The sequence below is a fragment of the Mesorhizobium sp. M0276 genome (assembly GCF_040321755.1).
Classification (GTDB): Bacteria; Pseudomonadota; Alphaproteobacteria; order Rhizobiales; family Rhizobiaceae; genus Mesorhizobium.
On the sequence record NZ_JAMYSC010000043.1, the window covers coordinates 38895 to 50112 of the forward strand.

At 60.1% G+C, this 11218-nt stretch carries 8 protein-coding genes and 3 pseudogenes; 4 read left to right on the forward strand and 7 right to left on the reverse strand.

Annotated elements, in window-relative coordinates:
- Positions 1-694 precede the first annotated feature (694 nt).
- A complete protein-coding gene (locus tag NKJ01_RS27155; protein WP_352732718.1) occupies positions 695-946 on the reverse strand; it encodes a hypothetical protein in 252 nt (83 codons plus the stop codon).
- A 64-nt stretch (positions 947-1010) separates the two neighbouring features.
- Between NKJ01_RS27155 and NKJ01_RS27160 the strand changes: the two genes are divergently transcribed.
- Entirely contained in the window at positions 1011-1691 is a 681-nt protein-coding gene (locus NKJ01_RS27160) for an OmpW/AlkL family protein (protein WP_352732738.1), read from the forward strand.
- A 375-nt stretch (positions 1692-2066) separates the two neighbouring features.
- Here the strand turns inward: NKJ01_RS27160 and NKJ01_RS27165 are convergent.
- The 4 genes and pseudogenes from NKJ01_RS27165 to NKJ01_RS27180 form a co-directional block, all read right to left on the reverse strand.
- A pseudogene (locus NKJ01_RS27165) lies at positions 2067-2265 on the reverse strand (ArdC-like ssDNA-binding domain-containing protein); the annotation flags it as partial.
- Between the two features lie 4 nt (positions 2266-2269).
- Positions 2270-2806 carry an acyl-homoserine-lactone synthase gene (locus tag NKJ01_RS27170; RefSeq protein ID WP_352732740.1) on the reverse strand — a complete coding sequence of 179 codons (537 nt, stop codon included), beginning with the start codon at positions 2804-2806 and terminating at the stop codon, positions 2270-2272.
- Between the two features lie 90 nt (positions 2807-2896).
- A complete protein-coding gene (locus NKJ01_RS27175; RefSeq protein WP_352732721.1) occupies positions 2897-3622 on the reverse strand; it encodes a LuxR family transcriptional regulator in 726 nt (241 codons plus the stop codon).
- Between the two features lie 605 nt (positions 3623-4227).
- Positions 4228-5352 (reverse strand): IS630 family transposase, encoded by a 1125-nt coding sequence (locus tag NKJ01_RS27180; protein WP_352732724.1) that lies wholly within the window; start codon positions 5350-5352, stop codon positions 4228-4230.
- Positions 5353-5397: 45 nt separating this feature from the next.
- On the opposite strand from NKJ01_RS27180, the gene NKJ01_RS27185 reads away from it, so the two are divergent.
- Positions 5398-5703: a LexA family protein gene (locus NKJ01_RS27185; RefSeq protein WP_023750948.1), complete on the forward strand. Its 306-nt coding sequence runs from the start codon at positions 5398-5400 to the stop codon at positions 5701-5703.
- A gap of 398 nt (positions 5704-6101) precedes the next feature.
- Here NKJ01_RS27185 and NKJ01_RS27190 read toward each other — a convergent pair whose 3' ends face one another.
- Positions 6102-7388, reverse strand: coding sequence for an ATP-grasp domain-containing protein (locus NKJ01_RS27190; protein WP_352732727.1), 1287 nt, complete (start codon positions 7386-7388; stop codon positions 6102-6104).
- 883 nt (positions 7389-8271) lie between these two features.
- Between NKJ01_RS27190 and NKJ01_RS27195 the strand changes: the two are divergent.
- Together NKJ01_RS27195 and NKJ01_RS27200 are read left to right on the forward strand one after the other, a co-directional pair.
- Positions 8272-8580 (forward strand): annotated as a pseudogene (locus NKJ01_RS27195) (hypothetical protein); the annotation flags it as partial.
- A gap of 480 nt (positions 8581-9060) precedes the next feature.
- Positions 9061-9783 (forward strand): tyrosine-type recombinase/integrase, encoded by a 723-nt coding sequence (locus NKJ01_RS27200; RefSeq protein ID WP_352732730.1) that lies wholly within the window; start codon positions 9061-9063, stop codon positions 9781-9783.
- A gap of 244 nt (positions 9784-10027) precedes the next feature.
- On the opposite strand, the pseudogene NKJ01_RS27205 reads toward NKJ01_RS27200, so the two are convergent.
- Positions 10028-11218 (reverse strand): annotated as a pseudogene (locus NKJ01_RS27205) (IS1380 family transposase); the annotation flags it as partial.

Sequence of the window (11218 nt, forward strand, 5' to 3'; positions counted from 1 at the left end):
GAATACTTCTTTTATGGAGACCAGCACGAAGTCTTCACGAACGGACAGTGCAGAACCTTGTGTCTCTGCCGGACAGATCGCGATATGCCTTGTCCTTCGAGGTCGGCAGTTGCAAGAGCTACCAGATCCTTCACCTATCGTGTCGTTGCACTGGCTCGATCCCGACATCCTCGGAGGCCGTGATCATGAAGAGTGACGCAACCTTATGTCCGCCGCGAGGCCTCTCTCATGGGGAAGCAATTCTCTGTGTTGGTGTTGAATCGATGCTCTTGAGAGAGGATTGCGGATGGGCGCATGCCCAGACCTAAGCGCATCAATGATTGCGCGATATGGGCCTTCACTTAACTGGATTGTCAAATCTCTGTAAAGATAGCCGAAAGACAGTTGCGTTATGACCACTCTGCCGGTTCCAAAAGCACGTGCGCCATTCGGTCCCTGCGACTCAATCCAGGCGGAGGGATGACGCCGCAAAGCAGTCTTTTGCGCGCCCACCGGTGGGCCAGGATGGAGCCATCGTAAACGCAGTTATTCGATGATCGCCGCCGCGGAGTCCTCAGGCTGTGCCGCGCCCGACACCGGCGACGTAGTGGTCGTCGATCGCCCCGTCGCCGATGTCGGTCCGAAGCTTGGGCAGTTTCGCGGTGAGCTTCACTGCTTATTCCGCAGTGCCCACCGAGTGGCACAGGAGGTTCTATCAGGCGGTCACGGCTGCGTTCGTTGTCGGATCTTCGACGATGTCGGACATGAGACACAGCGCCGTCAGGGTGATCGCATTGTTATGAAATGATTTTCTCATTTGGCACGACACCTGCAGCGAGTTCGCAAAACGCGCTGCGGCACGGAAAGAGGGAGAAATCATCCCATGATCATGCGCGCCGAACATGCGGTCGCAGCCGCGAAGCAAACTGGGCATGAGCGCTCCGCCAATATCAAGCAATTCGAGCAAGATTTTTCGTAACTCAGTCCACATTTCTGAAGAGCAAGGAGAGAATATCATGGCGAGAAACCAAATGCGCGCGGCGCGGGGAGTAACAGCGGCCGTTGTCCTCATTGTGATGGGACAGCAGGCCGTCGCGGCGGACCTTGCGCAAGCGGCGAGCGTCCCGCAGGCGGGAGCCTCCGTCACGGAAGCGCCAAGCCCTTGGCAGATCCGCCTGCGTGCGTTGGGGGTCGTCACTGAGGATTCGGGCTACGTCAATGCAGTGCCCGGCTCCGATCTTTCGTATTCGAACACCGTGACGCCGGAACTCGATATCTCCTATTTCTTCACGGACAACATCGCCGCCGAGCTCATACTCGGCACCACCTATGCAAACATCGGAGGCCAAAGTACGATCGGCGGGCTGGGCAATATCGGCAAGGTTTGGCTGCTGCCGCCTACGCTCACATTGCAGTATCATTTTACCGATTTCGGCGCGTTCAAGCCCTATGTAGGCGCCGGCGTGAACTACACGATCTTCTATAATCAGGGTGCCGGCCGTGCCGATGCTCTCAAGGTTAAGAATACGTTCGGCACCGCACTGCAGGTCGGATTCGACTACATGGTGGATCAGCACTGGGGCGTCAACTTCGACGTGAAGAAGCTTTTCCTCAAGCCAGACTTCGACGTCACGGTCGACGGCGCGAAGCTGACGGGGAAGGCTGCGCTCGATCCCTGGTTCATAGGCGCAGGCGTTACCTACCGCTTCTAACAACGAAAGGTGAAGGCGGCTGCCGATAGCCGATCGGAAATGAAGGGCGCCTCGTGCGCCCTTTTTTGCGGTCGTCCCTGCACGGGCGACACTTGAAGAAGCCGTTGTCGACGGGCGGCCGCCCTCCTCCAGCGGACCAAGAAGGTTCCCCTGGTCAATGCGGCCTCGACTAACGCCTGAAATGGACGTCCTTAGATGCGCTTCGGATCAGGATGGCTGTTGGGTATTGTTGATGGAATGCCCGGCATCAGTCTCCCGGACGGCATGTCAGAGCTTGCGCCTGCGTAAGGCGAGCACGGAGCCTCTCGACGCCGACAAGATGCCTTGTTCAGCCAGGCTGCGACAGCTGCTGTTCTTTTGCTGCAGGAGCGGTGGCTGGCGCCCAGAGGATGCATTCCTCGGCAGGCCAAGGCCTGCCTTTGCGCTGCCCCATGGCTTGACCCATGGCACGGTGCCGCGCCTCCAGCTCGGCAATGATGCGGTCCGTGATCTCCTGATAAAGGCTGGCGCCGAGGCGCCCGCCCTTGCCTGCGCCAGCCTTTCCGCTGGCGGTTCGCTTGCTGTTTGCATGCATCGTCTCATCCTCCGCTCACCAATCGCCGCGCCTTGCCGATTGTTTGCGGATCGGACAACCGTTCGAGTGGCCAGCCGGCGCGACGCAAGATCCGCTCTATGCGCAGATCGGTTACGGTGACGATGCTGCGCAGACCGCGTGACAAACCAAACTCGACCATTCCGGCAAACAGCTCGTAGGTGCCAATTGCGATGCCCGCCTGTTTCGGCGCGGCAGGCGGCAGATCAAGCGCAAAACGGCTGCCTTCCCAAACCCGCGGATCTTCCGGCGCCGAACGGTCAGCAAGGAGAGCGAAGAAGCTATCGCGCAGCATCGTCGGTCCTGTAGTCGGCAACAGGCGCACGCAGCCGTCGATGCGTCCGGTCGGCGCCCGCAGCAAGAGATAGTGGGGGCGCAGCGCATCGAAAGGATCGATCTCATAGCCACCGCTGACCGAAACGTCCCAATCAAGTCGATCCCTGAAGACGCGATGCAAGCGGTGCATTTGGGTGAGCTCGTCGACGAACTTGGCGTAGCAATCCGGCGTGATCAACTGAATCATGACGGCCTTCTCCCTCGCATGGATAATGCTTGCGATTGAAGGCAAAGGCCGGAGTTGATACAACCTGTGCATGTGCACAGGTTAGGGAGGTCAAGTGACGTCCGATGGCCTGGATAGTGCCAGCCGAACGGCTGCCTGAATAGTTGTCGGCGCGCCAAGCTTCTTCCTGGCGTTGTCACGATGATAGGCCGCGGTGCGCCCACTGATCCCCAGGATGCGGCCGATCTCCCACGCCGTCTTGCCGCGACCCGCCCACTTCAGACACTCGATTTCCCTTCGGGATAGGGCAACGCCATCCACTATCCTGGCGTCAGCCAGCTTACGACGGGCATGGAAATGGAAGAAGATCGCGATGAGCTCGAGCGCGCGTTCATATCGATCGATCACGCCGAAGAACAGTGGTTGCCTTTCATCGGAGGCGAACGTCAGTGCTGCAAACAGACCGCCGCTGTCATGGATCGGGATCGTAAAGCCGCAGTGAATGCCGAATTGCGTCGCCTCATCCATCAATTGTCGCTGCTGCGTCGAAAGTTTGAGATCGCCGTGCGCATCCCAGCTGAATGGCTCCTGAGTACCACGCGCCTGATGGATCACCGGGTCCATTTTTTCATACTGACTGTGAAGGTAGTGAGATGTCCAGGGTTGAGGATAGGTGGAAATCAGGTCTACCTTGCGGCCCAAGCCAGGCGAAGGGAAAAGGTAGGCGAAAGACGGCAAATCGAGCGAAGAGGCAATCTCCGCCAGAGCGTTGCGCAGGTCCGTCGCGTCAGCGCTGTCTGCGATTTGCTCTACAAATCTATGAAAAACGTCTTGCATAGCTAAACTGCAGTGAGTTCGCCCACGGCTTCTGGCCGCACAGAACGAGCGCAGACGGCTCGATCAAAGCGCAGCCATTCAGGGAGGAAGTGCCCGGCAGGAGACTGAGCTCGCTGCCGGGCGGGTGCGCCTTGGGAGGGCGATATTGCGGGCCTTTGGAGACCAATCTGGCATGAGAAGCTCAGCCTCAGGGTTGGTCACTTATCAAGCTATCAAGCGGCGAGAGCGTCTCCTTTATGTTTTTTGCAGCAGGCTGGCATTCTGGTCGTCACCATCTCGATCGCGAAGGCGGTACTGCGTTTCGAGATTGGCGTCGCATTTTGCGGCATCGCCTCGCACACCCTTGATGCAAACTGCCGTAAAAGCGACGCTGGTCTCTTCGGGCGGCGCCAGTTCATGACGCCATAGGGATCTTGCTCCTGGACGGGATATCCTGGTCGATCCGAATGGCGGGCGTTCATCCGTCACGTCAGGATTATGCCGCGCGCTCGGCCTTCAGCGCGCGATAGGTCGTATCGACCGATCTCGCTGAGCGAAGACGCTGATACAAATCAACTTGAACCCAGGCGTTGTCGGTGCGCCCACCTAGTACCTCTGCACAGGGATTATGACTCTTTGGCCGTTGGCTTTGGATAGGCCTTGGCCAATTTAAGGCGCGCTTGTTCGGTTGAGAACATCCAGTTGATGCGGGCGCGGCTGGTGTTTCGCAGGTGCTCCCAGGCAGCGGTCTGTGCGACAAGGCGATCGTAGCTGTCGATCCGGCGATCGAGGCACTGGCCGCGCAGAACGCCGATCTCGATCTCGACCATGTTGAGCCAGCTCGCGTGTTTGGGCGTGTAATGGAACTCCAGCCGTCGCAGGATGCGTCGCGCCTCTGATGCCGGCAAGGCCTGATAGAGCGCGGCGGGCGTGTGGGTCGACAGATTGTCGAGCACCACCCTGACGCGTTCGGCTTGCGGGTAATGGATATCGACGAGGTCGCGCATGCAGTGGGCAAAGTCTTGTGCTGCGCGCCGCTCGGTGACCTTGACCTTGCGCCAGGAACGATGCGCATCGAGGAAGACGAACAGGTTGGCGGTGCCGTTGCGTTTGTACTCGCAGTCGTAGCGCTCCAGCCTTCCCGGCGCGGCCTGGATCGGCTGACGCACTTCGCCGATGAGTTGGGTCGGGCTTTCGTCGAAGCATACCACGGGCCGCTTCGGATCTGCTGCTTCGGCATAGAGGTCGAGCACGTCCTCCATGCGCGCGACATATTCTGCATCGATCTTGGGAATGCACCACATGTCCTTGCGCCAGGGCTTGAGATCGTTCTCGGCCAGGCGCCGACGCACCGTCTCGCGCGACAGCTGTTCGTGCTCGGTCAGCTTGACGAACGCATCGGCCAGCAGCTCAAGGGTCCAGCGGGCCCGCCCGGGCGGCGGGCTGGAGCAGGCGGTGGCCACCAGCAAGGCTTCCTCCTTGCCGCTCAGCTTGCGCTCCGCCCCGGGGCGCGGCTCTTCGCTGAGTGCCGCCTCCAAGCCCATTTCCACGAAGCGGCGCTTGGTGCGGTAGACCGTGGAGCCACCGACCACTACCGTCGTCGCAATGGTCTCGTCGCCCAGGCCGGCATCGGCTGCGAGCAGGATCTGGGCTCGCTTGAGCTTGCGCGCTGGATGCTTGCCGCTGCGCAGCATCGCTGTGAGTGCGTCGCGTTCGGGTTGGTCGAGATCGACGCGATAGCGTACATTCATCCGGAAGGCCTCCTTCGCTTGCGGAGATTCCGGAAGAATCAAAAAATGAATCAATTAGTTGACGGACAGTCGCCAGACCGACCCCGCTTCACACAAAAGCAGGGCCAGTATCTTGCCTTCATCTGGACCTACGGTCTGCTCAACGGTCGATCGCCGGCCGAACGCGACATGCAGCGCTTCTTCGGCGTCACCGCACCTTCCGTCCACCAGATGGTGCTCACCCTCGAGCGCGGCGGGTTGATCCGCAGGCAACCCGGCCTCGCGCGCAGCATCGAACTGCTCGTCAAACCCGATAGCCTGCCCCGGCTACAACCCATCCAACCCGTCGAATCCTCTGTGCACAGGTACTAGCTGAAGCTGTCCTGCGAGGCGCCACCCTGGTGGCAGCTTGGTCGTCATAGAAAAATGCGCCATTGCGCGGTGCGAGGAGGACATCTTTGATCTGCACTTCACTTTGCTCGATTTTTTCGGACGGCGTTGACGGGCGGTTGCCATTGGGTTTGGCTATCTCCCAAGTATGCGTCACTTCGCGTTGAGTTCACCAATATAATGTTCTGGACAGTGCCATCGCATTTTCAGATGGCCCGCGCCGGCCCGAAGGGACGGGCTGAGCGCAATCTCGCAGTGGCTGGACGATAATTTCGACCTACCCGGCTCGATTGCGGATTCGGACGTGAGCCGGCCGCCATTCCATCAAAAGTCGGCGAGTCTCGGCACTGAAGATTACCTCCTGGTCAGCAACTTTGGCATCAATCACCTCGCGACGAACGGGGAGAGTTTGATGCCGGCAAAGGGGCTACTGATTGTTCCTGTTCGCTAAGGGTCGGCAATGGTGTGATCGACCAATCGATTACGTCGACAGCACGCTGAAGTATCTCCTCAGTCTGAGCAAGGCTGGGTGACGCGGCGATGACAAATCCGATGCAGTCTCGATAATCGCCTTGCCTGACGATCGGCGTCTTGGGTTGAACAACAAATTTGACCTCGACCACACCTGGTAAGGCAGCCGCCCGGCTGCCGCCATCGATCCAATCGAGGATGCCATCGCGATCAGGAAGGAGCGACCGGCAGGCCACAGTCTGCGAATGCCTTTTGCGCAAATCCCATTCCTCGCCTATGACAACCTTGATGTGCTCGGTTATGAGATCGACACCGTAAGCAATCCGAATCAGTTCAGGATCCCCACCCGGCATACGCGGATTTACTTCAATGACGACTGGCCCAAGCTTCGTCCACCGGAATTCAATGCACGTTGGCCCCCAGCCAAGGCCGAGAGCTCGCAGACAGCTCAGCGAAATATCGGCGAGACGCTCACGCTCGTCATCAGTCAGCCGGGCCGGATAGGTCGTCTCACGAAAGACGAAATGAGGTGGGGGACCAAACTTAGCGGCGCAAATCGCAATGATCTCATTTCCCATTATGTGGGCGCAATAAAAGGGGCCTTCTGCAAATTCTTCGACCAGTATCCTCGGCGAAGATCGCCATATATGTTTCCCGCCCAACAGATAGGTCGTATGTTCGGCTAACTCATCGACGGCGCGGCACAATCGGACGCCGTAGCTGCCGTTACCTACGGCTGGCTTAAGTATCACCGGCAGGCCAATTTCCGCTGCGGAGTTTTCAACGTCCGTCGCATTCCCTGCCAAGCGATAAGCAGGTACTGGAACGCCGGCCTTAGCGAGCATCTGACGTTGAGCGAATTTGTCGCAGCATCGTTCTATCGATGCGGGGTTCGGACCCGGTAGATCGAAATGCCGGCAGAGCTTGCCAGCTGTCGCATAGACCGCCTCCCTGGCGCTCGTTATGCCAGCAATGTCATAGGTCGCACGTAGCCGGGAACATTCGCGGATCAGCGCATCGAGATTGTCTGTACGGACACGGATTGCCTCAAGCCTCTCTGCCGCAAGATAATCGTACTGAGCTGGATCAGCCGACAGGGTTATTGGGTGAAGACCAAGACGCTGGGCGGCTTGGGCGTATTGCAGACCAGTACCGTGTGTGTTGCCTTCAACCAGAATGAGCGCTCTTCTTGCCATCGGCTGTTAACCTCGATGTGGCGTGCTGTACGGAGGTCCGAGCGTAATCGCATCAGCTTTTTCAGCCGTGCCTGACTCAGACTTGCGGTGAACGTATCATCGTTACCGATCTGCGCTCGCAAAGGTTCTGTGAATTTGTTTGTAAGGATCTGTTGCAACGCCTCGAGCTCGACTCCAATACCGTCGAGCGCTCGATCCGTTCGATCTTGATCCCGGCCTTGAGGTCGTGGTCGAGTAGCTCAGCCATTCGGCTTTCGCCCTCACAGATCCGGGCGGGCGGATTTCCGGGATCAACTTTGTTCGAGCACATTTGGTGCGTAATGGCTTCGGTAGAGATGTGGCGTCGGCCAGCGCGGGCCAGAGGTGGCAGGCCGATGAGAATCCCGAGCGCCACATAAGAACTGGATTTAGGTGATCGGATTTCCCACTTCGCTTGAGATCTGAGGCATGTTCGAGGACTTATTCGCCGACCCGAAGGTCGTAGCGCGTTACCATGACGGGCCCGAGACCTCGAAGCGGCTTCGCTATCTCAAGCATCTCGCCGATCAGCGTGCCGCTCGTGAGACTTTGCTGCGCACCCCGCGAGCTGCTGGTCATTGCGGAGCGGCTGGACCTGCCCGGCGGCAGGCGCGTCAGGCAGGCCGAGATCGACGCGACCGCCCGATACCAGCACGCGCGAACAGAGCCTGCGGTGAGAAGTGGTCCCGGCGTTTGTTCCTTGACCTCGCCGCAGCGTGGCTTTGCTTTCTTGGCCAGCTTGACGAACCGGCTCCAACGAACCGAAGGCCCATTGTGAAAAGGTCGACGACTTCATCGCCTATCAATACGATGAGGGTGGCTTGTCGGCGAGCACCCTAGCAACCAGCGCTGGCAAGTAGAGACTTTCCTCGAACATTTAGGCTTCGAAAAATCTTCGATCGCCGACATCACCGTTGCAGACGTGGACGATTTCCTCGACGTAAAGGGTCGTGGCGGGTGGTCTCGGGTATCGATAGCGACGAGCGCGCACGCCCTGCGCGCGGTCTTCCGCCATGCTCAGCGTCGACAATGGTGTTGCCCCGGAATCGCCGTAGCGGTCGACGCGCCGCGACTGTTCAGGGAAGAAACTTTGCCGATGGGCCCCGGTATGGCCGGATGTAGCGGCTCCTTGAGAGCAAGGACCGCGCGTGAGTCCATGACCACGCGATTCTAAAGCTGCTCGCGATCTACGGACTGCGAAGCGGCGAACTCCGCGGTTTTTGTCTCGAAGACATCGATTGGACGAGAGAGGTCATCAAGGTGACCCGGTCCAAGCAGCGCAATACACAATGCTACCCCCTGGTGACCTCCGTCGACAAGGCTGGCGCGCCCCCCGCTGCCGCCGCCATGAGGTCTCCCTCACCCTCAAGGCTCCGTTCGGGCCGCTGTCGGCGAGCGCAGTGTACCATGTGATTGCAGCCGACTGAGCACCCTAGGTTCAGTCGATGCATTTTGGCCCTCATGGACTTCGCCACGCCTGCACCACCCATTTTGTTGCGCAAGGTCTGAGCCTGAAGGAGATCGGGACCATCTCGGCCGTCGCAGCGCGTTTGCGACCCGCATCTACACCAGGGTCGACCTTGTCGGACTGCGCGAGGTCGGGGCGTTCGATCTGGGAGGACTGGCATGATCCTTTCAGAAATTTTGGCGAGCTTTGTCGATCACCGGCAAGCAATCGGAATGCGCTTCCGTTACGGAGGTGCGCACGCTCAAGTCGTTCAGTCGCTTCGTCGGCGACAGACCTCTGCCGGAGGTGACGGCCGACCGAGTGTTGGCCTTTCTGGCGGGACGCGGCCCGGTGACCCGTTTCTGGGAACGAAAGCATTCTGTTCTGGCGGGGTTCTATCGGTTCGCGATGGCCCGGGGGCATACAAACATATGGCCGTTGCCACGCGCCGTCCCCAAGCCGACGGAAGCCTTCGTTCCCTATATTTACTCCCGCGAGGAGATCGGTCGTTTACTCGACGCCGTCGTCCTGATCGACCATCCTCGCTGTCCTATTGATCCGGACACATACCGAACGCTCCTGCTTCGCCTTTACGGCGCGGGGCTTCGCCTTGGCGAGGCACTGTCCCTCACCTTAGCCGACGTCGACCTCGAGGAAGGGGTCCTGTGCGTCCGCGAGAGCAAGTTTTACAAGACCAGACTGGCTCCGATCGGCCACGACCTCGTGCGCATCTTATCCCAGCACGCTTCTCGCCGCCGCGAAGGCCAGTCTGCAGAATCCCTCTGGTTCCTCACGCGCCAGAGCGCCCCTGTGGCCCTGCAACACGCTGAGAGGGTGTTCACACCGATTACGCGTCAAAGCGAATGTCGTGTGCGCCGGCGCCGGGCCGCGACCTCAGCCTCGCTCTGCATGACCTCCGTCACAGTTTAGCAGTTCACCGCCTCCTCTCCTGGTATCGCAAGGCGCCGACGTCCAACGGCTCGTGCCCAAGCTCTCCACCTAGCCGCCTTGATGCACAGCGATGGGTTTTCGGCGGCCTGAAGCGGCGATCTGGTCGCTGTTGCGGTGCTTTTCCCCGAGCCTCGTCAGGCGCCGGCGGTGATCCGTCGTGATGGCAGGTGGGGGTTTGCAGGTTGCGGTCGACGGGTTCGTTTCGGGGCGTCTGCCCCCATCGTTATGTCGCGAGTTGGGGGATGCGGTCGAAGACGATGCGCAGGATGCGCTGGTCGGGGCACGATGTCGGCAGGTGCAGGCGGATTTGCGATTTCATCTCGACCACCCGCGCAGCGATTTTGATGAGGCGCAATCGGAGCGTGTCGAATTGGGCGACGGCAAAGCTCGAGCGCCTCGGCATCGCGGCCCGCAAGCCCCACATCAACCAGTAAGCACCGGGATGCAGGAATAGCCGGAACTGGTTGGCCGTCGCTCTGGTGCAGGATGTGCGGTCGGCGGCAAGATGCGTCTTCCACGACTTGATGTGGTTCTCGGCCGCGCCGCGCCGGCAGTAGACATCCTCGTAGAGCGCCTTGGCCTTCCCACCGGCAAGGTTGGTGACGACGAAGCGGATATCGCCACCTTGGGCGCCGACCTCGACCCGCGCGATGATGCGCTCGACGCGGCTCCAACTAGCCGCGCCGTCAACGAACTCCTTGAACCTGCGGACCTTGCCTGTCTTGGCCGACGCTTCGAAGCGCGCCGTCGTGCTGGCCTCCAGATCCGCGACATGCTTGCGCAGGGTCGTGGTGGGCGCGAGGCCAAAGATGAAGTCGACGTCGTTGGCGCGGCACCAGTCGATGACCTGCGGGTTGCAATAATGGCTATCGCCGCCGAGCAGGATTCGAATGTTCGGCCAGTTTGATCCGGATCGCCCGCACCAGACGGCGCAGGTGGGGGCGGATCTCAGCCCCACTCGGCCGCTTGGCCGGTTGCAGGATCGCGCTGACGAACCGTCCCGCACCATCGAACACGACGATCGGCTGGAAGCCGTACTCGTCATGGTGGGCATTGAACAGGCGAAGCTGTTGGCCTCCGTGCACAGCGTCGAAGGTGTCGTCAATGTCGAGTACGATCCGCTTCGGCACCTGCCGGAACGAGGCGCAATAGAGATCGACCATCGCCCGTCCCATCGCGACCAGTTCCCGCACGCCGGGTAGGTTCTCCAGCCGGCACATCGTCGATTGCGACGCCAGATCCCGACCCGACGGCAGCGCATCCTGGGCCATCTTGAAGACCGGATCGCGGCGCAGCCGGTTGGCGTCGTTGCCGTCCTCGTAGCCGGCCGCGATCATCTTCATGCGAAAGCCGATCATGTCCGCCAGGCTGTGGACGACCTGGTCCGGGCAGCGCGGATCGTCGATGCAACGCG

Coding starts and splice junctions, on each gene's coding strand:
- NKJ01_RS27185 (WP_023750948.1), top strand. CDS start 5,398: ATGAATCAATTAGTTGACGGACAGTCGCCAGACCGACCCCGCTTCACA.
- NKJ01_RS27160 (WP_352732738.1), top strand. CDS start 1,011: ATGCGCGCGGCGCGGGGAGTAACAGCGGCCGTTGTCCTCATTGTGATG.
- NKJ01_RS27170 (WP_352732740.1), bottom strand. CDS start 2,806: ATGATTCAGTTGATCACGCCGGATTGCTACGCCAAGTTCGTCGACGAG.
- NKJ01_RS27180 (WP_352732724.1), bottom strand. CDS start 5,352: ATGAATGTACGCTATCGCGTCGATCTCGACCAACCCGAACGCGACGCA.
- NKJ01_RS27175 (WP_352732721.1), bottom strand. CDS start 3,622: ATGCAAGACGTTTTTCATAGATTTGTAGAGCAAATCGCAGACAGCGCT.
- NKJ01_RS27190 (WP_352732727.1), bottom strand. CDS start 7,388: ATGGCAAGAAGAGCGCTCATTCTGGTTGAAGGCAACACACACGGTACT.